Source organism: Escherichia albertii NBRC 107761 = DSM 17582 (genome assembly GCF_000759775.1).
GTDB classification, from domain to species: Bacteria; Pseudomonadota; Gammaproteobacteria; order Enterobacterales; family Enterobacteriaceae; genus Escherichia; species Escherichia albertii.
The window spans coordinates 1-24589 of record NZ_BBMY01000073.1 but is presented as its reverse complement, the minus strand read 5'-3'; the positions used below and the strand labels follow the sequence as shown (position 1 = coordinate 24589).

Here is a 24589-nt window from a genome sequence, read left to right as displayed (position 1 = left end):
GGATTACATCAACACGAGTACTATGAATTTGTCATTGTATTAACAGGGCGGTGCTCTCAGGAAATTAATGGCAAAAGAGTTTCTCTGGAACGAGGCGATTTTATATTTATCCCCATTGGTTCATACCATCAAACATTTTATGATTCTGGAGTAACGAGGATATTAAATATGGGAGTAAATCGGCATTATTTTAATGAGCACTATGTAAAATATTTACCTTCACATTTTGTGGCTTCGCAACGATATCACATACATCATGACTTTTTAGCATTTATTGAATCAACAGTGTTTTCCTTAAATAATAATGAAAATAGCATAAGTGAATTTAATAAACTGTTAACTTTCTATATAGTTAATCATTTACAGCATAATCATAATGAAATACAGGATGCTGATATCCCTCGTTGGTTAACTCAACTAGTAAAAGAGATGCACAACAAGACATTGTTTGCAGAAGATGCTTTGCGCAATATGGTGATATTATCAGGTAAAACACAGTCATACTTAACTCGTGCAACCCGGCGCTACTATGGTAAAACGCCAGGACAGATTATTAATGATATACGAATAAATTTTTGTAAGAAACAACTGGAAACAACCAATTTCTCGGTGGCTGATATTGCCTATGATGCTGGATTTAATAGTCCGGGGTTATTTATTACAAATTTCAAAAAAGCAACGACGTTTACTCCTGGTTATTATCGTCGTCATGCCGGGAAAATGAGTTGAATATTTCCTGTTAGTTATCTGTTGTGGTTTCAGATAGTGATTCTAAATTAGTGGAGAGAATATGAAAAAGTTAAAAATAGTGACTATCGGTGGTGGTAGTAGTTATACACCAGAGTTGCTCGAAGGTTTTATCAAGCGTTATTCTGAATTGCCAGTTTCAGAGCTGTGGTTAGTTGATGTTGATGAGGGTAAAGAAAAACTTGATATCATCTACCAGCTATGCCAACGAATGGTTGCTAAAGCTGGTGTACCGATGACTATTTATAAAACGTTAGATCGTCGCCAGGCATTGCGTGATGCTGATTTTGTGACAACACAATTGCGCGTTGGTCAGCTAAAAGCGCGTGAACTTGATGAACAAATTCCATTGTCACATGGCTATCTGGGGCAAGAAACAAATGGTGCAGGTGGGTTGTTTAAAGGATTACGCACCATTCCAGTGATCTTAGATATTATTAAAGACATTGAAGAAATTTGCCCGCAGGCGTGGGTGGTGAATTTTACTAATCCAGCAGGAATGCTTACCGAAGCAGTTTATCAGCATACGCAATTTAAACGTTTTATTGGGGTATGCAATGTGCCAATTGGCATGAAAATGTATATTCGCGATCTACTTGCAATACCTGAAGATAACGAAATTTCAGTTGATTTATTTGGACTAAATCATCTTGTTTTTATTAAAGATGTATGGGTGAATGGGCATTCCCGTTTTAATGAAGTTCTTGATAGATTAACTGCAAATAAAATAACGGGCAGTACTGTCAAAAATATATTTAGTTTACCATTTAATAGTGCATTTCTGCGTGGTTTAAAATTATTACCGTGTTCTTATTTGTTGTATTATTTTAAACATAAAGAAATGCTAGCGATTGAGCAGGGTGAGTTTTATAAAGACGGTGTGAGAGCGAAGATCGTCCAGCGGCTGGAAAAGAAACTTTTTGAACTTTATAAAGACCCCCATTTGGCAAATAAGCCGGAAGAACTCAATGAGCGAGGCGGCGCCTGGTATTCTGATGCCGCATGCGGAGTAATAAATGCGATTTACAACGATCAGCAAACTGAACATTATGTTAATGTTCCCCATCATGGGGTTATAGAAAATATTCCCGCAGACTGGGCTATAGAAGTGACCTGTATTCTGGGGCGAAATGGTGCCGTACCTCATCCACGAATTCACCACTTTGATGAAAAAGTTCTTGGTTTAATTCATACCATCAAAACGTTTGAAAGAGCAGCAGCACAAGCCGCACTGAGCGGAAAGCTGGATGATGCCATCCTGGCGCTGAATTTGAACCCGCTGGTGAATTCAGATGATGACGCTGAAATATTGGTCAAAGAACTGTTATTGGCGCACCAGCGTTATCTACCGCAATTTGCCGATGCGATAGCACAGTTAAAAGGATAATGGGGGGAGTTATGCAACGAGTGTTGATTATAAATGCGGATGATTTCGGCCTAAGTCCGGGGATAAATTACGGCATCATCGATGCTCACCGCCGTGGAGTGGTGACCTCCACTACTGCAATGATGACAGCGGGTGAGATTGAACATGCTGCGCAGGTGTGTGTTGATGTTCCTTCACTGGCGATCGGGTTGCACTTTGTTTTGAGCTACGGTAATCCTCTGACAATGATGACATCGCTGCAACGGGACGGGAAACTGGGTAAATGGGTATGGGATGCCGCCCGTGATGGCCTCCTTGCAGAACAGGAAGTGGAAAATGAATTAGAAGCGCAATATCAAAAGTTTATAGCGTTATTTGATCGTGCTCCTACACATATTGATAGCCATCACCACGTTCATTTTATTCCTCAGGTTTGGCATGTCGTTTCTCGATTCGCCCAACAAAAAGGACTGCCTGTACGCTTCGATCCAGAGGCCGCTGCGCCGCAAGGAATTACCCGAGGAAATGTTATCTCAACGGAGGGGTTTTCTTCGCATTTCTATGCCGATAATGCCTCACAAGCGAAATTTCTTCATCTGCTTGACGAATCTGCAGAGCGTGGTGAAGAGACGTTCGAGCTGATGTGTCATCCCGGATTTGTCGATCGGATCGTACAGCAGAGTGCATACTGTTTCGAAAGACTGGTGGAGCACGAGATTTTGACGGCTGAAGCCTTACGTTGGGAAATTGCTGAAAGAGGATATCGGCTGGGGGCTTTTAACGATATTTAACGAAATAAGCGCCTCTGTAGAGGAGGCGCAGCGTTTATTTAGCAATAAACTGATTTCAGCCTGCCATGAAGAGTTCCATTTTCAGTTATTGACAGATACTCATCGTCTAAAATTTTCAACTTATGGTTACGCACATCGATCTGTTTACTGCAAAAGGTAGGAGTGATAATTCTATATCATTATGGTTATTTTGCTTTTATGGAATTATCGGTAAAGAAACCTTGACTTATTTTTATGATGAATTGTTTGCATTTTTTCAGTCGTGTACTGAATGAGATAAATTAAATCGCAATTTATTTTTTTTTGATAAAACTCAGAAAACTTCCAGATTTACAGTTTAGTGAGGCATATTTATTACCAGCTTCTCAGGTGAAAATGGTAACCTGTCCGTAAATAAGACAAAAAATACTCAAATCGGGTTGATAGTCGACAATTAAAAAAGGTGTGACGATGATCGATTTTTTAGTGTCCTTTATTGTTTTTATTTGCGTCATACTGCCTTCAGTTATTGCTTTTGGTTTATTCTCTTTTCGCTATATAAAAATGATGCGAGTCATTTGTTTTTCTGGTGCTGTTATTTTATTTATTATTGGAGGATGTGTCTTTTTTCATTATGAATATGGCATAACTCACCGAGGTGTTAGGGTTCAGGGAACTATTATTGATCGCCATGTCTGTATCGATAAAACACTTCGAGGCCCTGTTAATACAGGATATTGTGCAAACCTTAGTTATCTGGATAATCAACAACGGCGACATACTATTGCTCTTCCATTCCAGAAAACGGATTATGCTTACTTTAATCATGCTGTCATTGTGTATGATCGTAATGATCCTGAACAATGGCGAATTACTAGTCTTGATAATAAGATAATAAAAATTGATAAATTTAATTCAACGTTATTAATTTATTCTCTTGTTTTATTAATGTGGGGCGGAATATTACAACTTACTATTGACTCTCCGTTTGGAAAGAAAAATCAGGGTGGAAATCTATTAAAAGATATTTCTTTACTTCTCTCATATATTCGAAGGTAACATTGTGTCGATAATATTTCATCCTGTTATTCGGAGATTATGCTTTATTTTGGCAATAATATTATTCGCTATAGGGAGATATCAGGAATATCAATATAGCGATGGATTGATTAATAATGGAGCCATCGTGTCTGGCGTTATCTTTGAGCGTGAGCGTGTTTCTCATAGACTGCCAAAACGCGATGATTATCGGGCTAAGGCTCGTTATACGGATGAGCAAGGTAATAGTCATGTCATATCTCTTACCGCAAGTGGTACTGATTATGCTTACCATTCGGCGATTACTGTTGTATATGATCGCGAGAGACCTGAACATGCTAAAGTTATCAAACTGGATAATAATGATGTAAATATGGGGGATGGGCATCATATTGACGAATGGACTATTAGTATAGCCCTTTTCATATGGAGCATATGCGCTCACATCTTCAGAGAGTGGCCTGCAGCAGATAAAAATAGTTAGAGTAATTGAACCGCCGATTCTTATAGCATTATTTTAGTTAATTACACGCCTGATTTATTTTGTATATGCAGGAAATAACAAAACACGTGTGTTTGCTATTTATACGTTTTCGTTACGTCAAATGGCATGTAACTCGATAAAAATCGTGCCATTTATCCCAGACGCTAAAACCATAAAAGCGCCCCGTGACGTTAATTGGGGCGCTTTATATAACAGCATTATTCAGCAATAAACTGATATTCCGTCAGGCTGGAATACTCTTCGCCTGGGCGTAAGAAGCAGTCTGGTTGCGGCCATTCAGGATGGTTTGGGCTGTCCGGCAGAAATTCGCTTTCCAGCGCCAGGCCTTGCCAGTCGGCGTAAGGTTCGATTCCCCGCGACGGTGTACCGCCGAGGAAGTTGCCGGAATAAAATTGCAGGGCAGGTGCGGTGGTGTAGACCTTCAGTTGCAATTTTTCATCTGCTGACCAGACATGCGCCGCCACTTTCTTGCCATCGCCTTTGGCCTGCAACAAGAATGCGTGATCGTAACCTTTCACTTTGCGCTGATCGTCGTCGGCAAGAAACTCGCTGGCGATGATTTTTGCACTGCGGAAATCAAAAGACGTTCCGGCGACAGATTTCAGGCCGTCGTGCGGGATACCGCCTTCATCTACCGGTAGATATTCGTCCGCCAGAATCTGCAACTTGTGATTACGCACGTCAGACTGCTTGCCGTCGAGGTTGAAATAGACGTGATTAGTCATATTCACCGGGCAAGGTTTATCAACGGTGGCGCGATAAGTAATGGAGATACGGTTATCGTCGGTCAGACGATATTGTACCGTCGCGCCGAGATTACCCGGAAAGCCCTGATCGCCATCATCTGAACTCAGGGCAAACAGCACCTGACGATCGTTTTGGTTCACAATCTGCCAGCGACGTTTGTCGAAGCCTTCCGGGCCGCCGTGCAGCTGGTTAGCGCCCTGACCTGGCGAAAGCGTCACGGTTTCGCCGTCAAAGGTGTAGCGGCTATTGGCGATACGGTTGGCATAACGGCCAATAGAGGCCCCCAGAAATGCGGCCTGATCCTGATAGCATTCCGGGCTGGCGCAGCCGAGCAGCGCCTCGCGGACGCTGCCATCGGAAAGCGGAATACGGGCTGAAAGTAAAGTCGCACCCCAGTCCATCAGCGTGACTACCATCCCTGCGTTGTTACGCAAAGTTAACAGTCGGTACGGCTGACCATCGGGTGCCAGTGCGGGAGTTTCGTTCAGCACTGTCCTGCTCCTTGTGATGGTTTACAAACGTAAAAAGTCTCTTTAATACCTGTTTTTGCTTCGTATTGCTCAGCGACAGCTTGCTGTACGGCAGGCACCAGCTCTTCCGGGATCAGCGCGACGATACAGCCGCCAAATCCGCCGCCGGTCATGCGCACGCCGCCTTTGTCGCCAATTACCGTTTTGACAATTTCCACCAGAGTGTCAATTTGCGGCACGGTGATTTCGAAATCATCGCGCATAGAGGCATGAGATTCCGCCATCAACTCACCCATACGTTTCAGGTCGCCTTTCTCCAGCGCGCTGGCAGCCTCAACGGTGCGAGCATTTTCCGTCAGAACATGACGTACGCGTTTGGCCACGATGAGATCCAGTTCATGCGCTACAGCGTTGAATTCTTCAATAGTGACATCGCGCAGGGCTGGTCGCTGGAAGAAATGTGCGCCGGTTTCGCACTGTTCACGACGAGTATTATATTCACTGCCAACCAGGGTACGTTTGAAGTTACTGTTGATGATAACTACCGCCACACCTTTCGGCATAGAAACGGCTTTGGTGCCCAGTGAGCGGCAATCGATCAACAAGGCATGATCTTTCTTGCCCAGCGCGGAAATTAGCTGATCCATGATCCCACAGTTACAACCAACAAACTGGTTTTCTGCTTCCTGACCGTTAAGCGCAATTTGGGCACCGTCCAGCGGCAGATGATAAAGCTGCTGCAATACGGTTCCGACCGCCACTTCCAGCGAAGCGGAAGAGCTTAATCCGGCGCCCTGCGGCACATTGCCGCCGATCACCATATCCACGCCGCCGAAATTGTTGTTACGTAGTTGCAGGTGTTTCACCACGCCACGGACGTAATTAGCCCATTGATAGTTTTCATGAGCGACGATGGGCGCATCAAGGGAGAACTCATCAATCTGATTTTCATAATCAGCCGCCATCACGCGAACTTTACGGTCATCTCGTGGTGCACAGCTAATGACAGTTTGATAATCAATTGCGCAGGGCAGAACGAAACCGTCGTTGTAGTCGGTGTGTTCACCAATAAGATTCACGCGCCCAGGCGCCTGAATGGTGTGAGTGGCAGGGTAGCCAAATGCGTTGGCAAACAGAGATTGTGTTTTTTCTTTCAGACTCATTTCTTACACTCCGGATTCGCGAAAATGGATATCGCTGACTGCGCGCAAACGCTCTGCTGCCTGTTCTGCCGTCAGGTCACGCTGGGTTTCTGCCAGCATTTCATAGCCGACCATAAATTTACGTACGGTGGCGGAGCGCAGCAAAGGCGGGTAAAAGTGCGCGTGCAACTGCCAGTGTTGGTTCTCTTCGCCATTAAACGGCGCGCCGTGCCAGCCCATGGAGTAGGGGAAAGAGCACTGGAAGAGGTTGTCATAACGACTGGTCAGCTTTTTCAACGCCAGCGCTAGATCGCTACGCTGGGCGTCGTTCAAATCGGTGATCCGCAGAACGTGGGTTTTCGGTAACAGCAATGTTTCAAACGGCCAGGCTGCCCAATAAGGTACAACGGCTAACCAGTGCTCTGTTTCAACAACGGTGCGGCTACCGTCTGCCAGTTCACGCTGGACATAATCCACCAGCATCGGGGATTGTTGTGCTGCGAAATATTCTCTTTGCAGGCGGTCTTCACGTTCGGCTTCGTTAGGCAGGAAACTGTTTGCCCAAACCTGACCATGCGGATGTGGGTTAGAGCAACCCATTGCCGCACCTTTGTTTTCAAACACCTGCACCCACGGATAGGTTTTTCCCAGCTCTGCGGTTTGTTCCTGCCAGGTTTTGACGATTTCCGTCAATGCCGCAACGCTGAGTTCCGGCAGCGTTTTACTGTGATCCGGTGAAAAGCAGATCACCCGGCTGGTGCCGCGTGCGCTCTGGCAACGCATCAGCGGATCGTTGCTTTCCGGGGCGTCCGGCGTGTCGGACATCAGTGCCGCAAAGTCATTGGTAAAAACATAAGTCCCTGTGTAATTGGGGTTTTTATCGCCCGTGACCCGCACATTACCCGCGCAAAGGAAGCAATCTGGCTCGTGCGCAGGCAGCACCTGTTTGGCTGGTGTTTCCTGCGCCCCCTGCCAGGGGCGCTTAGCGCGATGCGGTGAAACTAGAATCCATTGCCCGGTGAGCGGGTTATAGCGGCGGTGTGGATGATCAACGGGATTAAATTGCGTCATGGTCGTTCCTTAATCGGGATATCCCTGTGGATGGCGTGACTGCCAGTGCCAGGTGTCCTGCGCCATTTCATCGAGTGTGCGCGTGACGCGCCAGTTCAGTTCGCGAGCGGCTTTGCTGGCATCTGCCCAGTAGGCAGGGAGATCGCCCGCACGACGCGGTGCAAAATGATAGTTAACCGGTTTGCCGCACGCTTTGCTGAAGGCGTTAACCACATCCAGTACGCTGCTGCCTACGCCTGCACCGAGGTTGTAGATGTGTACGCCAGGCTTGTTCGCCAGTTTTTCCATCGCTACAACATGACCGTCCGCCAAATCCATTACATGGATGTAATCGCGCACGCCAGTGCCATCTTCAGTCGGATAATCGTTACCAAAAATAGCCAGAGATTCGCGGCGGCCTACGGCAACCTGGGCAATGTACGGCATCAGGTTATTCGGAATGCCTTGCGGATCTTCGCCCATATCGCCCGACGGATGTGCGCCAACCGGGTTAAAGTAGCGCAGCAGGGCAATGCTCCAGTCTGGTTGCGCTTTTTGTAAATCAGTGAGGATCTGTTCTACCATCAGCTTGCTTTTGCCATACGGGCTTTGCGGCGTGCCGGTAGGGAAGCTCTCAACGTAAGGAATTTGGGGCTGATCGCCATAAACGGTGGCGGAGGAGCTGAAAATAAAATTTTTGACGTTAGCGGCGCGCATGGCGCTAATCAGGCACAGAGTACCGTTGACGTTGTTGTCGTAATACTCCAGCGGTTTTTGTACCGACTCGCCAACGGCTTTCAGCCCGGCAAAGTGGATCACTGCGTCGATGGCATGATCGTGCAGGATCTCGGTCATCAACGCTTCGTTACGGATATCACCTTCAACAAATGTCGGATGCTTGCCGCCTAAACGCTCGATAACAGGCAGTACGCTGCGCTTACTGTTACAGAGATTATCAAGAATGATGACATCATGACCATTTTGCAGTAATTGCACACAGGTATGACTTCCAATGTAACCGCTACCACCGGTAACCAGAACTCTCATAATTCGCTCCATTAGGCTTATGGTATGAAATAACCATAGCATAACAAAGATGCGAAAAGTGTGACATGGAATAAATTAGTGGAATCGTTTACACAAGAGTTTTGTCTTGTTTTATGCGCGAATAAACGATTATAAAACAGAGGGGTTATGAATGATTGCGCTTTTTATCTGAAAAAAAGACACCTTTTCCTGTCTACAAGCATCGAACCGTAGACCGGATAAGGCGCTTACGCCGCATCCGGCAGACAGCATTATCGACTCAATTTATTTTTGTCAGCGCGTAGCGATAGTGGTCGCCGTTCGGCACGAACTCCAGTCGATGGGTGATGCAGGCTGGCGCATCTTCGGCATGGTGAGAAACGAATAACAACTGCGTTTCACCTTCGCTAATCAGTACATCAACAAAACGGCGGATAAGCTGGCGATTGAGCGGATCAAGCCCCTGCAATGGTTCATCGAGAATAAGCAAAGTCGGATGCTTCACCAGTGCGCGGACGATCAGCGCCAGACGTTGCTGCCCCCAGGAAAGACTGTGGAAAGGTGCGTCTGCGGTGCGTTTATTAATGCCGAGAATGTCCAGCCACTGCTGCACTAGCTTTTGCTGGCGATCCGAAACGGCCTGATAAATGCCAATAGAATCAAAATAACCGGAAAGGATCACGTTACGCACAGTCGTGCTGACCCGATAATCCAGATGTAGATTGCTGCTGACATAACCGATATGTTTTTTGATATCCCAGATGGTTTCGCCACTGCCGCGACGTCGTCCGAAAAGCGTCAAATCGTTGCTGTAACCTTGCGGATGGTCGCCAGTAATCAAGCTTAATAACGTCGATTTTCCCGCGCCATTTGGCCCGACAATTTGCCAGTGTTCGCCGGGATTCACCTGCCAGCTAAGGTTGTTAAGGATGGGACGATCATTATAAGAAACCACGCCGTTGTTTAGCACAATGCGCGGTTCGCTGGCGGGTAAGCCGTGGCGCGCTGATGGCTCATCCGATTCCGGCAGTTGCACACCATCAAGTTGCTCGCTGTGCGCCAGTTGTGCGATAAGCGCCTGCTGGAGCAGACCTTCTTTAGCACCGATTTCTGTTAATGTGCAATCCACCAGTACGCCCGCAAACTGGACAAATTCCGGGATCTCATCGAAGCGATTGAGTACCAGCACCAGAGTGAGTCCTGCCTGATGTAATGAAGCGAGTAATTCTGCCAGTTGCTGACGTGAGGCTACGTCAAGGCCATCGAACGGTTCATCAAGAATCAATAAATCAGGAGCAGACATCAGTGCCTGGCACAAAAGGGCTTTGCGCGTCTCGCCAGTAGAAAGGTATTTGAAGCGTCGGTTGAGAAGGGAGGTAATACCGAATTGCTGCGCCAGTTGCCTGCAACGCTCAGCATCCTTAACGGTATCCTGAATAATCTCGGCTGTGGTACGCCCGGTGTCATCTTCGTCAGGGCCCAACATATCGGTATTATTCCGCTGCCATTCGTCGCTGATGAGTTTTTGCAATTGCTCGAAAGAAAGGCGAGTAATATGAGAAAACAGGCTTTGCCGTTCGCCTTTCAAAAGCGGAAGTTCACCCGCCAGCGCCCGGGCCAGCGCCGACTTCCCGCTTCCATTCGAACCGACAAACGCCCAACTATCACCCGCGTTTAACATTAGCTGATGCAATTGCAGCGTTTTTGTGTCGCCAAGACGAAACGTGCCTTGCAAAATTTGCAACGATGACATTTTATATCCCATTTTTTGCAGCAATTACTGACAGGGATACGTTTTTAATAACAAATTGTCAACACGCTTAGCACAGTGTAGCGATAATCACGCTGTCGGCGTTAAAGTAAGCAGTAACATTTTGTCCTTGCTCAAAAGAAGCCGCTTCATTTACCGGCACCGTGGCGCACAGCGTTTGCCCGTCTGGCAGCGTCATCAATACTTCACACTGTTCCGCACCGCGTTCAATATGACTGATAATACCCGGTAACTGGTTGTCGGCTCCCTGAGCTACGGCGTCATTCTGAGTAATGCTCACCCACGGCGCCTTCAACAGAACCAATACTTCTTTGCCTTCATCCAGCCCCAGGCGTGCGCCGCTTTGTGCGGTAATCGCGACTTTCAGGCGCGTTTTACCATCGGCCAGCAATACATCAACATGTTGTTGAACATCATCATGATCGCGGGCGGTGATAGTGCCGAACCACTGGTTACGGGCGCTGGTTTGCAGTGAAAAACGAGAGATAGCCGCCAGCAGGCTATTGAGGGGCAGGGCGTCATCATCACTTAAGACATCAAAGGCTTTTTGTTGGATCTGGGCGAGCAGATCGTAAAGCTGGATCAGCCGCTGACCATAACGGGTCAAGACCGCACCGCCGCCGCCTTTTCCGCCCGTTGCGCGTTCAACCAGCGTATGCTCACTTAACTGATTCATCTCATTAATGGCATCCCACGCGCTTTTATAGCTGATACCGGCATCTTTCGCCCCCTGGCTGATAGAACCAGAAAGCGCAATGTGTTTTAGTAGCGAGATGCGGCGCGGGTCGGCAAACAGTTTTTGTTGAAGCTTAAGGGTGAGAAGAATTTCGGCCTGCATAACTATGTCCTGGCAAAAGTCTTATTGTGACGGAAAATGAACGCTACGCAAAGCTGACCGCACAAAAGGGAGTGCTTTTCTGTGCTTAGCGGTTAGAATAGTCACAGGACTACATCTGGAGTTGACCATGTTAGAGTTATTAAAAAGTCTGGTATTCGCCGTAATCATGGTACCTGTCGTGATGGCCATCATCCTGGGTTTGATTTACGGTCTTGGTGAAGTTTTCAACATCTTTTCAGGTGTTGGTAAAAAAGACCAGCCTGGACAGAATCATTGATTCCATGAATGCCCGCTGAGTCGGGCGTTTTCTTTTTATCAACCTCCTGCTTTTCCTGCCGATATTTTTTCCTCTCTACCTCACAAAGGTGAGTAATAACTACTGGGAAAATTCCGAACTTGCCGTTATATTGGCACCTACATAACGTTAAATAAAGGGGTTACAAATGGCTCGTAAATGGTTGAACCTGTTTGCCGGGGCGGCGCTTTCTTTCACTGTCGCTGGCAACGCATTGGCGGACGAAGGTAAAATTACAGTTTTTGCTGCGGCGTCACTGACTAATGCGATGCAGGATATTGCCACGCAATATAAGAAAGAGAAGGGCGTGGATGTGGTTTCTTCTTTCGCCTCTTCTTCTACTCTGGCCCGTCAGATTGAAGCGGGTGCACCTGCAGATCTGTTCATTTCTGCCGATCAGAAATGGATGGATTATGCAGTCGATAAGAAAGGGATCGATACGACTACGCGCCAGACATTACTCGGCAATAGTCTTGTTGTGGTGGCCCCGAAAACCAGTGCGCAGAAAGATTTCACCATCGATAACAAAACTAACTGGACCTCTCTACTGAATGGCGGTCGTCTGGCTGTTGGCGACCCGGAACATGTTCCGGCCGGTATTTATGCGAAAGAAGCGCTGCAAAAGCTGGGCGCATGGGATACGCTCTCTCCGAAACTGGCTCCGGCGGAAGATGTGCGCGGGGCGCTGGCGTTAGTAGAACGTAACGAAGCGCCGTTGGGCATTGTTTATGGTTCTGACGCGGTGGCCAGCAAAGGGGTTAAAGTCGTTGCGACCTTCCCGGAAGATTCCCATAAAAAAGTAGAATATCCGGTGGCTGTTGTGGAAGGTCATAATAACGCCACAGTGAAAGCATTTTACGATTATCTGAAAGGACCGCAGGCAGCGGAAATCTTTAAACGTTACGGATTTACAACTAAGTAATGATACTGACCGATCCAGAATGGCAGGCGGTTTTACTAAGCCTGAAAGTTTCTTCCCTGGCTGTGCTGTTTAGCCTGCCGTTTGGGATCTTTTTTGCCTGGCTACTGGTGCGTTGCTCGTTTCCAGGCAAAGCTCTGCTCGACAGCGTGCTGCATTTACCACTGGTATTGCCGCCAGTGGTTGTCGGCTATTTGCTGTTGGTTTCCATGGGACGGCGTGGATTTATCGGCGAACGTCTTTATGACTGGTTTGGCATTACCTTCGCGTTTAGCTGGCGCGGTGCGGTTCTTGCAGCCGCAGTCATGTCCTTTCCGTTGATGGTGCGGGCGATTCGTCTGGCGCTGGAAGGCGTTGATGTCAAACTGGAACAGGCTGCAAGAACGCTGGGGGCCGGGCGCTGGCGAGTCTTCTTCACCATTACGCTACCGCTGACGTTACCGGGAATTATCGTCGGTACAGTATTGGCTTTCGCTCGCTCTCTTGGCGAATTTGGTGCAACAATTACCTTTGTTTCAAATATTCCTGGTGAAACGCGTACCATTCCTTCTGCTATGTATACCCTTATCCAGACCCCGGGTGGGGAAAGCGGTGCGGCGAGGCTATGCATTATCTCTATTGCGCTGGCGATGATCTCCCTGTTGATTTCGGAATGGCTGGCAAGAATCAGCCGTGAACGGGCGGGACGATAATCATGCTGGAATTGAATTTTTCCCAGACGTTGGGCAACCATTGCCTGACGCTTAATGAAACGTTACCCGCTAACGGGATCACCGCTATATTTGGGGTGTCCGGGGCTGGAAAAACTTCTCTGATTAACGCCATCAGCGGGCTGACTCGTCCGCAAAAGGGGCGGATTGTCCTTAATGGTCGGGTATTAAATGACGCAGAAAAAGGCATCTGCCTGACGCCGGAAAAACGCCGTGTTGGCTATGTTTTTCAGGATGCGCGACTGTTTCCGCATTACAAAGTACGTGGCAATCTGCGCTATGGCATGGCGAAAAGCATGGTTAGTCAGTTCGATAAGCTGGTGGCGCTTTTGGGCATAGAGCCGTTACTTGACCGTTTACCGGGCAGTCTTTCCGGGGGCGAAAAACAGCGTGTGGCGATTGGCCGGGCATTGCTGACGGCACCGGAATTACTGTTGCTGGATGAACCACTGGCTTCGTTGGATATTCCTCGAAAACGCGAATTGCTGCCTTATTTGCAGCGTTTGACACGGGAAATCAATATTCCGATGCTCTATGTCAGCCATTCGCTGGATGAAATTCTCCATCTGGCGGACAGGGTTATGGTGCTGGAAAACGGTCAGGTAAAAGCGTTTGGCCCGCTGGAAGAAGTGTGGGGCAGTAGCGTAATGAATCCGTGGCTACCAAAAGAGCAGCAAAGCAGCATTCTGAAAGTGACAGTACTGGAGCATCATCCACATTACGCAATGACCGCGCTGGCGCTGGGCGATCAGCATTTGTGGGTCAATAAGCTCGACGAACCGCTGCAAGCTGCGCTACGCATCCGCATTCAGGCTTCCGATGTTTCTCTGGTACTCCAGCCGCCGCAACAGACCAGTATCCGTAACGTTTTGCGCGCAAAAGTCATTAATAGCTATGATGATAATGGTCAGGTAGAAGTGGAGCTGGAAGTCGGCGGTAAAACGCTGTGGGCGCGAATAAGCCCGTGGGCCAGGGATGAACTGGCAATCAAACCTGACCTGTGGCTATACGCGCAAATTAAAAGTGTGTCGATAACCGCCTGATTAAATCAGGTGACTATAAATGAACTGGGCAATGCTGTCGGTGGTGTTATCACCAATCACAATGTTGGCGCGCGCTTTTACCGCGTCATCGGCGTTGCCCATCGCCACGCCTGTACCTGCGGCTTCCAGCATACTGATATCATTAAAATTATCGCCGAACGCGACTACGTTCTCCATTGACCAGCCTTGCGCCTCAATCCATTTCGTCAAACGTTTACCTTTACTGTTGCCGCCGCGAGCAATATCGACCTGATCGTGCCAGGACCATTCACACTCAAGGCCAAGTTCATGTTCAACATGCTTACCAAAATGCTGCAATTGTGGTAGGTCATCGTGCGTCAGAGCGAATTTCCATATCGCATTAACGTGTTGCGCCGTTTCGGCCAGAGAGGCAACCTGAGTAAACGTTGGGCGCTGTTCTGGCGGTAACGTCTGCGCCCAGTTAGAGGTGCGAATAACATGCCCGGTCGGATGCTCGTAAACCATCGCGTCATCCACATACATCAGACCGTGAATATGGTACTCATTCAGCATCTCAATAAGTTGTAAGGCCTTGTTGACGGGCATTGGGTCCGCTTCCAGCACGGTTTTTGCATGATAATCATACAAATAAGTGCCATTACAGCAAATAGCAGGTGTATCCAGCGCCAGTGCCTGATAAAAAGGATGAATAGCGACGTGATGGCGACCCGTGACGATAATCAATTGATAGCCTGCTTCGCGAGCGCGGGCAAGGGCTTCTATTGATGAGGGAAGCAAGGTCTTTTTTGGAGTCAAGAGGGTGCCGTCTAAGTCGAGAGCAATCACGCGTGTGGTCATGGCGTTTTCCAGATTAAGGTTAAGAATTTTCGTCTGGACGAATGGTACACCGATACCACTATTGGACAAAATTCTGTGTTTTAATTCAGCATTCACCGCCAAAAGCGACTAATTTTAGCTGTTATAGCCAGTTGCTAAATGCAAAGGAGCATTCATGAAGCAAACAGTTTATATCGCCAGTCCTGAGAGCCAACAAATTCACGTCTGGAACCTGAATCATGAAGGCGCATTGACGCTGACACAGGTTGTCGATGTGCCGGGGCAGGTACAGCCGATGGTGGTCAGCCCGGATAAACGTTTCCTCTACGTTGGCGTGCGCCCGGAGTTTCGCGTTCTGGCGTATCGTATTGCGCCGGACGATGGCGCACTGACATTCGCCGCGGAGTCTGCGTTGCCTGGTAGCCCGACGCATATTTCTACCGACCATCAAGGCCAATTTGTTTTTGTCGGCTCTTACAATGCGGGCAATGTAAGCGTAACGCGTCTGGAGGATGGCCTGCCGGTGGGCGTCGTTGATGTCGTTGAGGGACTGGATGGTTGCCATTCCGCCAATATTTCTCCAGATAACCGCACGTTGTGGGTTCCGGCATTAAAGCAGGATCGCATTTGCCTGTTTACTGTCAGCGATGATGGGCATCTGGTGGCGCAGGAACCGGCAGAAGTGGCTACCGTCGAAGGGGCTGGACCGCGCCATATGGTATTCCATCCAAACGGGCAATACGCATATTGCGTCAATGAGTTAAACAGTTCGGTGGATGTCTGGGAACTGAAAGATCCACACGGCAATATTGAGTGTGTACAGACGCTGGATATGATGCCTGAAAGCTTCTCTGATACCCGCTGGGCGGCTGATATTCATATCATCCCTGATGGTCGTCATTTATATGCCTGTGACCGTACCGCCAGCCTGATTACCGTCTTCAGCGTTTCGGAAGATGGCAGCGTGTTGAGCAAAGAAGGCTTCCAGCCAACGGAAACTCAGCCGCGTGGTTTTAATGTTGATCACAGTGGTAAGTATCTGATTGCCGCTGGGCAGAAATCACACCACATTGCGGTATACGAAATTGTCGGCGAACAGGGACTGTTGCATGAAAAAGGTCGCTATGCGGTCGGGCAGGGGCCGATGTGGGTGGTGATTAACGCACATTAACCGCTGACCTGCGCATAATTTCCCGGAACGGCGTTTTCCGCTCCGGGATTATTCCCCCATCTCCTGTAAAGCGTGTTTCTGGCGTTCGACGATATTGGTCCACAGATTGTCTTTATCGTCAGTCCATAGATTAATCAGCAAAGCAAAAAAGCGTTCTGCTGCCGGAGACAGTACGGCATCTTTGCGGCGAATGATCCCCAATGTCCGACGAATAACCGGTTCTACCAGTGGGATACCAATAATAGAAGAATAGGGCGCATGAGGCATTGCCAGGCCCGGCAACGCCGAAATCCCCAGTCCTGCCTCCACCAGTCCTAATGATGTTGATAAATGACGCACTTCATAAAACCAGTCCAGCTTCCAGGGCTTGTCAGCCAGCTTTTGTTCTATTAATAGTCGGTTGCCGCTGGAGGAGCGCACGCCAATCATTTTGTAGCCCACCAGTTCTTGCCATTCCACCAGTTGCTTTTTGGCCAAAGGATGATCGCGTCGGCAGGCCAGCACAAACGGTTCGTTGACCAGAGGAGTGAAATCAATGGATGAATTTGTGATGTTGTTCATGTTTATACCAAAGTCAGATTCGTTACACAGCACCGACTCCATGCAATTATTCGTGCCTTGTTCCAGAATTCGCACTTTAATATTGGGATATAGCTCATTAAATTTTCCGATTGCCAACGGCAGGAAGTAAAACACGGCAGTCGGAATACAGGCTAATGTCACTATACCGCGACGATAAACATTCATATCTCGAATATTAAAAAGTGTCTCATCAAACTTTTTTATTAATTCCCTTGCTTCCGGGAGTAACATTTTTCCTGCTTTTGTTAACGTAACCTTGCGAGTTGTACGTTCAAAGAGCTGAATATGTAAATCCTGCTCCATCTTTTTTATTCTGCGTGTTAATGCAGGTTGCGTAATATTAAGCAATTTAGCGGTATTGTTAAATGAAGTGGATTCTGCCAGAGTGACGAATGCCTTCATACTTGATAATTCATGCTTCATTATTACTCCGGTAAATGGGTGTTATGATTTTTAGTGGTTCGTGTATTTGATGAGGATTAAAAATTTTAACCGCAATTTGCCAAATTAAATTAATGAAAAAATGTTATTAATCGTGAAGCTAAAGTCATTAGCGCGGGTTTGCCCTTAATGTAACCATATCGCAATAAGTTATGTTTTTTAATTGGGGGCATTATTATGAAAAAAATACCCTGCGTGATGATGCGAGGTGGTACCTCGAGGGGCGCGTTCCTGTTAGCGGAACATCTACCCGAAGATCAAACGCAGCGCGATAAAATATTGATGGCAATTATGGGTTCCGGTAATGAGCTGGAAATTGACGGTATCGGCGGTGGTAATCCGCTGACCAGCAAAGTGGCTATTATCAGCCGTTCCTGCGATCCGCGTGCTGATGTTGATTATCTGTTTGCTCAGGTCATTGTCCATGATCAGCGTGTCGATACCACGCCTAACTGCGGCAATATGTTGTCTGGCGTGGGGGCATTCGCGATTGAGAACGGTTTAATCGCCGCGATATCACCAGTCACTCGCGTGCGTATCCGTAACGTCAACACCGGGACCTATATTGAAGCGGATGTACAAACGCCAAATGGTGTCGTTAATTATGAAGGCAACGCCCGAATTGACGGCGTGCCGGGAACAGCCGCACCAGTAGCGCTCACTTTTCTGAATGCCGCAGGGACCAAAACGGGAAAAGTTTTTCCGACGGATAAGCAGATTGATTATTTTGACGATATTCCGGTGACCTGTATTGATATGGCCATGCCGGTTGTCATTATTCCCGCTGACTATCTGGGAAAAACAGGCTATGAATCGCCTGCGGAGCTGGATGCTGATAAAACATTATTAGCCCGTATTGAATCTATCCGTTTACAGGCTGGTAAAGCAATGGGATTAGGGGATGTTAGTAATAAGGTCATTCCTAAGCCTGTACTTATTTCGCCAGCGCAAAAAGGCGGGGCGATTAACGTCCGCTATTTCATGCCGCATTCCTGTCATCGCGCGCTGGCGATTACTGGTGCTATTGCCATTTCAAGTAGTTGTGCTCTGGAAGGTACCGTCACCCGACAAATTGCAGCTTCTGTGGGTTACGGCAATATCAATATTGAACACCCCAGTGGTGCGCTTGATGTGCATTTAAGTAATGAAGGTCAGGATGCCACAACTTTACGGGCATCTGTTATTCGGACGACCAGAAAAATATTTTCCGGCGAAGTTTATCTTCCCTGAAAAATTCTTTGTCGTGATAAGGACAATCAATAAAAGCCTTCTGTATTAACAATACAGAATGATCAGGATTTCAAATGAATAAAAAATCGATATGGAAGTTAATTCTTATATTAGCAATCCCATGTATTATTGGCTTAATACCAGCCCCGGCTGGGTTAAGTGAGCTGGCGTGGGTGCTTTTTGGTATTTACCTGGCGGCAATTGTGGGACTGGTCATTAAGCCGTTCCCTGAACCGGTGGTATTGCTGATAGCCGTTGTTGCCTCAATGGTGGTAGTGGGTAACTTATCTGGTGGAGAATTTAAAACAACAGCCGTATTAAGCGGGTATGCCTCCGGTACTACCTGGCTGGTATTCTCAGCGTTCACTTTAAGCGCCGCGTTTGTGACCACCGGCTTAGGTAAACGTATCGCCTATTTGCTGATTGGTAAAATTGGTAACACTACGCTGGGACTGGGCTACGTTACGGTATTCCTCGATCTGGTACTCGCGCCGGCAACACCTTCCAACACCGCGCGTGCGGGCGGCATTGTGTTACCGATAATCAACAGCGTGGCGGTAGCTCTGGGGTCAGAACCGGAAAAAAGCCCACGTCGTGTTGGGCATTACCTGATGATGTCCATTTACATGGTCACTAAAACCACCAGCTACATGTTCTTTACCGCAATGGCGGGGAATATTCTGGCGTTGAAAATGATCAACGATATTCTGCACCTGCAAATTAGCTGGGGGGGATGGGCGCTGGCGGCCGGTTTGCCGGGCATCATTATGCTGCTGGTCACTCCGCTGGTGATCTACACCATGTATCCGCCTGAAATCAAAAAGGTTGATAACAAAACGATTGCCAAAGCTGGTCTCAGCGAACTCGGACCGATGAAAATCCGAGAAAAAATGCTGCTGGTCGTCTTCGTGCTTGCATTGCTAGGCTGGATTTTCAGTAAGAGTCTGGGCGTTGATGAATCTTCTGTCGCTATCGTAGTTATGGCAACAATGCTGCTGCTTGGCATCGTAACCTGGGAAGACGTCGTTAAAAATAAAGGCGGCTGGAATACCTTAATTTGGTACGGCGGTATTATTGGTTTAAGCTCATTATTATCGAAAGTGAAATTCTTCGAATGGTTGGCTGAAGTCTTTAAAAATAACCTGGCATTTGATGGTCACGGCAATGTCGCCTTCTTCGTGATTATTTTCCTTAGCATTATTGTGCGTTATTTCTTCGCTTCAGGCAGTGCCTATATTGTTGCTATGTTGCCGGTATTTGCCATGTTGGCGAATGTCTCTGGCGCGCCGTTGATGTTAACCGCGCTGGCGCTGCTGTTTTCTAACTCCTACGGCGGCATGGTCACTCACTATGGCGGCGCAGCAGGTCCGGTTATCTTCGGCGTGGGCTATAACGATATTAAATCCTGGTGGTTGGTCGGTGCGGTACTGACGATATTAACCTTCCTGGTGCATATCACCCTCGGCGTATGGTGGTGGAATATGTTGATTGGCTGGAACATGCTGTAAATATACTCGTCATACTTCAAGTTGCATGTGCTGCGTCTGCGTTCGCTCACCCCAGTCACTTACTTATGTAAGCTCCTGGGGATTCACTCGCTTGTCGCCTTCCTGCAACTCGAATTATTTAGAGTATATCCATTTATTATCTTTCTGCGCACTTTACGGTGCGCAGATATCTGGAGTTTTTGATGATTAAGTTATCTGATAAAGGTGTGTTTCTCGCCGGCAATAACGAGATAATTGCCGAAGAACATTATTCCGGTGAAATAAAAAAAGAAGATGCGAAAAAAGGGACTATTGCCTGGTCTATTCTCTCTTCCCATAACACGTCTGGGAATATGGACAAACTTAAAATTAAGTTTGACTCCTTAGCTTCTCACGATATTACCTTTGTCGGCATTGTTCAGACCGCCAAAGCATCTGGCATGGAGCGTTTCCCGCTTCCCTATGTACTGACCAACTGTCATAACTCACTGTGTGCCGTGGGCGGTACCATTAATGGCGATGATCATATTTTCGGTTTATCGGCAGCTCAGCGTTATGGCGGTATTTTTGTACCGCCGCATATTGCAGTCATTCATCAATATATGCGTGAGATGATGGCGGGCGGCGGCAAAATGATCCTCGGTTCAGACAGTCATACCCGTTACGGTGCGCTAGGGACAATGGCGGTTGGCGAGGGCGGCGGCGAGCTGGTAAAACAACTGCTCAATGATACCTGGGATATCGACTATCCGGGCGTGGTTGCGGTGCATCTGACCGGAAAACCTGCGCCGTATGTGGGGCCGCAGGATGTGGCGCTGGCGATCATTGGCGCAGTGTTCAAAAACGGTTACGTCAAAAACAAAGTGATGGAGTTCGTCGGTCCGGGCGTTAGTTCGCTCTCTACCGATTTCCGTAACAGCGTTGACGTTATGACCACCGAAACGACCTGTTTAAGCTCCGTCTGGCAAACCGATGAAGAAGTCCATAACTGGCTGGCGCTGCACGGTCGCGGCCAGGATTACTGCCAGCTTAACCCTCAACCGATGGCGTACTACGATGGCTGCATCAGCGTTGATTTAAGCGCCATCAAACCAATGATTGCGCTGCCGTTCCATCCGAGCAACGTGTATGAAATCGACACGCTGAACCAGAACCTGACCGACATTCTGCGTGAGATTGAAATTGAGTCCGGGCGCGTGGCGCACGGTAAAGCGAAGCTCTCGCTGCTGGATAAAGTGGAAAACGGTCGCCTGAAAGTGCAGCAGGGAATTATTGCCGGTTGTTCTGGCGGTAACTATGAAAACGTCATTGCGGCGGCGAATGCGCTACGCGGTCAATCCTGTGGCAACGATACGTTCTCGCTGGCAGTCTACCCGTCATCGCAGCCGGTATTTATGGATTTAGCCAAAAAAGGCGTGGTAGCAGATTTGATTGGCGCAGGTGCAATCATCAGAACGGCGTTCTGCGGCCCATGTTTTGGCGCGGGCGACACGCCAATCAACAACGGTTTGAGTATTCGCCACACCACACGTAACTTCCCGAACCGCGAAGGCTCTAAGCCAGCTAATGGTCAGATGTCAGCGGTGGCGTTGATGGACGCTCGTTCTATTGCGGCGACTGCGGTAAACGGTGGCTATTTAACCTCGGCCAGCGAGCTGGACTGTTGGGACAACGTGCCGGAGTACGCCTTCGATGTAACGCCGTATAAAAACCGTGTTTATCAGGGCTTTGTGAAAGGGGCGACCCAGCAACCGCTGATCTACGGACCGAACATTAAAGACTGGCCGGAATTGGGCGCGCTGACTGACAATATCGTTCTCAAAGTGTGTTCGAAGATCCTCGACGAGGTGACCACCACCGACGAATTAATTCCTTCCGGTGAAACCTCTTCGTATCGTTCAAATCCGGTTGGTCTGGCCGAGTTTACTCTGTCGCGCCGCGATCCGGGCTATGTCGGCAGAAGTAAAGCGACCGCTGAGCTGGAAAATCAGCGTCTGGTGGGGAATGTCAGTGAACTGGCAGAGGTGTTTGCGCGTATTAAGCAGATTGCTGGTCAGGAAAATATAGATCCGCTGCAAACTGAAATTGGCAGCATGGTCTATGCGGTCAAACCGGGTGATGGTTCAGCGCGTGAACAGGCGGCAAGCTGCCAGCGCGTCATTGGCGGTCTGGCGAATATCGCCGAGGAATACGCCACTAAACGCTACCGTTCTAACGTCATCAATTGGGGGATGTTACCATTGCAAATGGCGGAAGCACCGACGTTTGACGTGGGAGATTACATTTACATCCCAGGTATAAAAGCGGCGCTGGATAATCCAGGTTCGACGTTCAAAGGTTATGTGATCCATGAAGATGTGCCGGTAACGGAAATCATGCTTTACATGGAAAGCCTGACGGCTGAAGAGTGCGAGATTATCAAGGCGGGGAGTCTGATTAACTTCAATAAAAACCGTCAGATGTAAAAAGCGCCATGTGAATGCAGGTCACATCCGGCACTTATTGTCGGATACGGTGCTGGCGCATCTTATCCGACCTACAAATCGCATCGAACTCGTAGGCCGGATAAGGCGTTCTCGCCGCATCCGGCACTTATTGTCGGATGCGATGCTGGCGCATCTTATCCGACCTACAAATCGCATCGGTCCTGTAGGCCGGATAAGGCGTTTACGCCGCATCCGGCACTTATTGTCGGATGTGATGCCGGCACATCTTATCCGATCCACAAATCGTATCGAACCTGTAGGCCGAATAAGGCGTTTACGCCGCATCCGGCACTTATTGTCGGATGCGATGCTGGCGCATCTTATCCAATCTACAAATCGCATTGGTCCTGTAGGCCGGATAAGGCGTTTACGCCGCATCCGGCACTTATTGTCGGATGCAATGCTGGTGCATCTTATCCAATCTACAAATCGCATCGGTCCTGTAGGCCGGATAAGGCGTTTACGTCGCATCCGGCAATGAGTTAATAGCTCTTACTTCTTCGCCTCTGCAACCACTTTGCTACCCACGCCGCGGTTGTTGTACTCCCACATGCGGTTGTAGTTAGTGTCATTCAGATTGCGCTGTACATCGTCGCTATCATCAGCGTTTCCGGTATTACCCGCGAACGGACGATTAGAGATCACAGCGTCAGTCCACGGTTTAGCTGTGTTAAAGCCTTCGTTAATGGCGCTATCACGAATCACCACCTGGCCGTTGGTATTGGCATCAACATCCAGCGAGCGACCCAACTGCGCGACGCCATCACCAGAAGCATTAAATCGGCTATTTACTGCCAGGAAACCGTAATAGATATTAGACAGCGTAGCTGGTGCAAACACATACGCTTCCTGCTGGGTACGGGAGTTCACCACGCGGAATTCAGTATTATCGAACACCACTGCGCCGCGACCAGAAACGATATCCACATCCCCTTCGATGTAGCTGTTAGTCACCAGCGTACGCGGCTGGCGGTTGGTTTCCAGACGGTTTTGCACGCCACTGTTAGTCACAAAGAAAGTATTCTGACGACCCAGAATATTGACGTTATTGATCTGTACTTTATCGCCATCAGTACGCAGAGCTACCGCCGGATGGTTGCCTGCATCTACGCTATCGCCCAGCGTGTTTTCGATGGTCAGATTTTGCAGTTGCAGGCCATTGTTTTGCGACCAGAAGACCGCAGAACACAGAACGCCGATACTGTTGCTGCGTTTGCTCTGGCAGCTATCGTACATATACCACGCTGGTTTACCTGGCATATATTTGCCGCGCGGGTTGACGTCATGACGCCAGTCGGCAGGGCTCATGCCGCCATCAAGGGAGAGTCCAATCTTCACATCAATCGGTTTTTCGCCTGTACCATAGACGGTGATTCCACCCGGAGCGGCAGGGACATACACCGTTCCCTGATACTCACCAGGCATCACGGCAATATACTGGCGCTTATTGGTACGCTTGATAATTGCCGCATCTACCGCCGCCTGAATCGTGGTATGCGTTACGCCTGGAGTACCCGCCGGGCCGACAACAAAGTCAGGTTGTGCAGGCAGGGTAACCGGCGAAGGATTCCACGCCGCAGCACCAGGCGTCAGGGATGAAAAATAGTGTTGAGCATCGAAATTCTGCGCTTCTTTTGCCGACAGAATCGGGCGAGAAGAAGTACCAGGCGCGGTTTGATCAGAAGGACGTTGATCGGGCGGTGTTGAGCTACAGGCGGTCAGCGTCACGCCAAAAGCCAGTGCCAGCGCCAGACGGGAAACTGAAAATGTGTTCACAGGTTGCTCCGGGCTATGAAATGGAAAAATGAATCCGTTGAAGCCTGCTTTTTTATACTAAGTTGGCCTTATAAAAAAGCATTACTTATCAATTTTTTGCAACGAACAGGTCACTATCAGTCAAAATAAAATCATTATTTGATTTCAATTTTGTCCCACTCCCTGCCTCTGTCATCACGGG

At 48.3% G+C, this 24589-nt stretch carries 22 protein-coding genes; 13 read left to right on the top strand and 9 right to left on the bottom strand.

Annotated elements, in window-relative coordinates:
* The 5 genes from chbR to EA14781_RS13585 form a co-directional block, all read left to right on the top strand.
* The coding region (gene chbR / locus EA14781_RS13605; RefSeq protein ID WP_042335773.1) for a transcriptional regulator ChbR at nt 1-729 on the top strand (729 nt) is incomplete at its 5' end.
* A gap of 61 nt (nt 730-790) precedes the next feature.
* Entirely contained in the window at nt 791-2134 is a 1344-nt protein-coding gene (locus tag EA14781_RS13600; RefSeq protein WP_000734261.1) for a 6-phospho-beta-glucosidase, read from the top strand.
* Between the two features lie 11 nt (nt 2135-2145).
* Complete coding sequence (gene chbG, locus EA14781_RS13595) at nt 2146-2904, top strand: chitin disaccharide deacetylase (RefSeq protein ID WP_001190000.1); 759 nt, start codon at nt 2146-2148, stop codon at nt 2902-2904.
* Nucleotides 2905-3354: 450 nt separating this feature from the next.
* The gene (locus tag EA14781_RS13590; RefSeq protein WP_000564892.1) at nt 3355-3942 is read left to right on the top strand and encodes a hypothetical protein; all 588 of its coding nucleotides are present in this window, start codon (nt 3355-3357) and stop codon (nt 3940-3942) included.
* A gap of 127 nt (nt 3943-4069) precedes the next feature.
* Nucleotides 4070-4405 (top strand): hypothetical protein, encoded by a 336-nt coding sequence (locus tag EA14781_RS13585; RefSeq protein WP_129560733.1) that lies wholly within the window; start codon nt 4070-4072, stop codon nt 4403-4405.
* 218 nt (nt 4406-4623) lie between these two features.
* Here the strand turns inward: EA14781_RS13585 and galM are convergent, their stop codons facing one another.
* The 6 genes from galM to modE form a co-directional block, all read right to left on the bottom strand.
* Nucleotides 4624-5664 (bottom strand): galactose-1-epimerase, encoded by a 1041-nt coding sequence (gene galM / locus EA14781_RS13580; protein ID WP_000931385.1) that lies wholly within the window; start codon nt 5662-5664, stop codon nt 4624-4626.
* Nucleotides 5658-6806, bottom strand: coding sequence for a galactokinase (galK, locus tag EA14781_RS13575; RefSeq protein ID WP_000053404.1), 1149 nt, complete (start codon nt 6804-6806; stop codon nt 5658-5660). Before galK ends, galM begins: the two co-directional genes overlap by 7 nt.
* Nucleotides 6807-6809: 3 nt before the next feature.
* Nucleotides 6810-7856: a galactose-1-phosphate uridylyltransferase gene (gene galT, locus EA14781_RS13570; protein ID WP_000191539.1), complete on the bottom strand. Its 1047-nt coding sequence runs from the start codon at nt 7854-7856 to the stop codon at nt 6810-6812.
* A gap of 9 nt (nt 7857-7865) precedes the next feature.
* Nucleotides 7866-8882 carry a UDP-glucose 4-epimerase GalE gene (galE, locus tag EA14781_RS13565; RefSeq protein ID WP_001265429.1) on the bottom strand — a complete coding sequence of 339 codons (1017 nt, stop codon included), beginning with the start codon at nt 8880-8882 and terminating at the stop codon, nt 7866-7868.
* Nucleotides 8883-9141: 259 nt separating this feature from the next.
* On the bottom strand, nt 9142-10614 hold the full coding sequence (gene modF, locus EA14781_RS13560; protein ID WP_000096828.1) for a molybdate ABC transporter ATP-binding protein ModF: 1473 nt from the start codon (nt 10612-10614) through the stop codon (nt 9142-9144).
* A gap of 67 nt (nt 10615-10681) precedes the next feature.
* Nucleotides 10682-11470 carry a molybdenum-dependent transcriptional regulator gene (modE, locus tag EA14781_RS13555; protein ID WP_001147453.1) on the bottom strand — a complete coding sequence of 263 codons (789 nt, stop codon included), beginning with the start codon at nt 11468-11470 and terminating at the stop codon, nt 10682-10684.
* A gap of 127 nt (nt 11471-11597) precedes the next feature.
* Between modE and acrZ the strand changes: the two genes are divergently transcribed.
* The 4 genes from acrZ (at nt 11598) to modC (ending at nt 14437) form a co-directional block, all read left to right on the top strand.
* A complete protein-coding gene (gene acrZ, locus EA14781_RS13550; protein WP_000891515.1) occupies nt 11598-11747 on the top strand; it encodes a multidrug efflux pump accessory protein AcrZ in 150 nt (49 codons plus the stop codon).
* Between the two features lie 166 nt (nt 11748-11913).
* Complete coding sequence (modA, locus tag EA14781_RS13545) at nt 11914-12687, top strand: molybdate ABC transporter substrate-binding protein (protein ID WP_000113009.1); 774 nt, start codon at nt 11914-11916, stop codon at nt 12685-12687.
* Complete coding sequence (gene modB / locus EA14781_RS13540; protein WP_000604028.1) at nt 12687-13376, top strand: molybdate ABC transporter permease subunit; 690 nt, start codon at nt 12687-12689, stop codon at nt 13374-13376. The genes modA and modB overlap by 1 nt, the downstream gene beginning before the upstream one ends.
* Before the next feature lie 2 nt (nt 13377-13378).
* On the top strand, nt 13379-14437 hold the full coding sequence (gene modC, locus EA14781_RS13535; RefSeq protein WP_000891703.1) for a molybdenum ABC transporter ATP-binding protein ModC: 1059 nt from the start codon (nt 13379-13381) through the stop codon (nt 14435-14437).
* Here the strand turns inward: modC and ybhA are convergent, their stop codons facing one another.
* Nucleotides 14438-15256 carry a bifunctional pyridoxal phosphate/fructose-1,6-bisphosphate phosphatase gene (gene ybhA, locus EA14781_RS13530; RefSeq protein WP_024164621.1) on the bottom strand — a complete coding sequence of 273 codons (819 nt, stop codon included), beginning with the start codon at nt 15254-15256 and terminating at the stop codon, nt 14438-14440.
* A 154-nt stretch (nt 15257-15410) separates the two neighbouring features.
* Between ybhA and pgl the strand changes: the two genes are divergently transcribed.
* Nucleotides 15411-16406, top strand: a complete 996-nt coding sequence (gene pgl, locus EA14781_RS13525) for a 6-phosphogluconolactonase (RefSeq protein ID WP_000815407.1) — start codon at nt 15411-15413, stop codon at nt 16404-16406.
* Between the two features lie 48 nt (nt 16407-16454).
* On the opposite strand, the gene EA14781_RS13520 is transcribed toward pgl, so the two are convergent.
* A complete protein-coding gene (locus tag EA14781_RS13520; protein ID WP_000679980.1) occupies nt 16455-17411 on the bottom strand; it encodes a LysR family transcriptional regulator in 957 nt (318 codons plus the stop codon).
* A gap of 195 nt (nt 17412-17606) precedes the next feature.
* Here EA14781_RS13520 and EA14781_RS13515 point away from each other — a divergent pair, with 195 nt between their 5' ends.
* The 3 genes from EA14781_RS13515 (at nt 17607) to EA14781_RS13505 (ending at nt 22611) form a co-directional block, all read left to right on the top strand.
* The gene (locus tag EA14781_RS13515) at nt 17607-18659 is read left to right on the top strand and encodes a 4-oxalomesaconate tautomerase (RefSeq protein ID WP_000723672.1); all 1053 of its coding nucleotides are present in this window, start codon (nt 17607-17609) and stop codon (nt 18657-18659) included.
* Between the two features lie 74 nt (nt 18660-18733).
* A complete protein-coding gene (locus tag EA14781_RS13510; protein ID WP_001036356.1) occupies nt 18734-20167 on the top strand; it encodes an anion permease in 1434 nt (477 codons plus the stop codon).
* A gap of 182 nt (nt 20168-20349) precedes the next feature.
* Nucleotides 20350-22611 (top strand): hydratase, encoded by a 2262-nt coding sequence (locus EA14781_RS13505; protein WP_000593866.1) that lies wholly within the window; start codon nt 20350-20352, stop codon nt 22609-22611.
* A gap of 513 nt (nt 22612-23124) precedes the next feature.
* Here the strand turns inward: EA14781_RS13505 and EA14781_RS13500 are convergent.
* Nucleotides 23125-24408 (bottom strand): putative acyl-CoA thioester hydrolase, encoded by a 1284-nt coding sequence (locus tag EA14781_RS13500; RefSeq protein ID WP_001091592.1) that lies wholly within the window; start codon nt 24406-24408, stop codon nt 23125-23127.
* Nucleotides 24409-24589 lie beyond the last annotated feature (181 nt).

Bases quoted from the DNA above. Each gene is read 5' to 3' on its own strand.
- EA14781_RS13600 (WP_000734261.1), top strand. From the start codon at position 791: ATGAAAAAGTTAAAAATAGTGACTATCGGTGGTGGTAGTAGTTATACA.
- chbG (WP_001190000.1), top strand. From the start codon at position 2,146: ATGCAACGAGTGTTGATTATAAATGCGGATGATTTCGGCCTAAGTCCG.
- EA14781_RS13590 (WP_000564892.1), top strand. From the start codon at position 3,355: ATGATCGATTTTTTAGTGTCCTTTATTGTTTTTATTTGCGTCATACTG.
- galK (WP_000053404.1), bottom strand. From the start codon at position 6,806: ATGAGTCTGAAAGAAAAAACACAATCTCTGTTTGCCAACGCATTTGGC.
- galT (WP_000191539.1), bottom strand. From the start codon at position 7,856: ATGACGCAATTTAATCCCGTTGATCATCCACACCGCCGCTATAACCCG.
- galE (WP_001265429.1), bottom strand. From the start codon at position 8,882: ATGAGAGTTCTGGTTACCGGTGGTAGCGGTTACATTGGAAGTCATACC.
- modF (WP_000096828.1), bottom strand. From the start codon at position 10,614: ATGTCATCGTTGCAAATTTTGCAAGGCACGTTTCGTCTTGGCGACACA.
- modE (WP_001147453.1), bottom strand. From the start codon at position 11,470: ATGCAGGCCGAAATTCTTCTCACCCTTAAGCTTCAACAAAAACTGTTT.
- acrZ (WP_000891515.1), top strand. From the start codon at position 11,598: ATGTTAGAGTTATTAAAAAGTCTGGTATTCGCCGTAATCATGGTACCT.
- modA (WP_000113009.1), top strand. From the start codon at position 11,914: ATGGCTCGTAAATGGTTGAACCTGTTTGCCGGGGCGGCGCTTTCTTTC.
- modB (WP_000604028.1), top strand. From the start codon at position 12,687: ATGATACTGACCGATCCAGAATGGCAGGCGGTTTTACTAAGCCTGAAA.
- modC (WP_000891703.1), top strand. From the start codon at position 13,379: ATGCTGGAATTGAATTTTTCCCAGACGTTGGGCAACCATTGCCTGACG.
- ybhA (WP_024164621.1), bottom strand. From the start codon at position 15,256: ATGACCACACGCGTGATTGCTCTCGACTTAGACGGCACCCTCTTGACT.
- pgl (WP_000815407.1), top strand. From the start codon at position 15,411: ATGAAGCAAACAGTTTATATCGCCAGTCCTGAGAGCCAACAAATTCAC.
- EA14781_RS13520 (WP_000679980.1), bottom strand. From the start codon at position 17,411: ATGAAGCATGAATTATCAAGTATGAAGGCATTCGTCACTCTGGCAGAA.
- EA14781_RS13515 (WP_000723672.1), top strand. From the start codon at position 17,607: ATGAAAAAAATACCCTGCGTGATGATGCGAGGTGGTACCTCGAGGGGC.
- EA14781_RS13510 (WP_001036356.1), top strand. From the start codon at position 18,734: ATGAATAAAAAATCGATATGGAAGTTAATTCTTATATTAGCAATCCCA.
- EA14781_RS13505 (WP_000593866.1), top strand. From the start codon at position 20,350: ATGATTAAGTTATCTGATAAAGGTGTGTTTCTCGCCGGCAATAACGAG.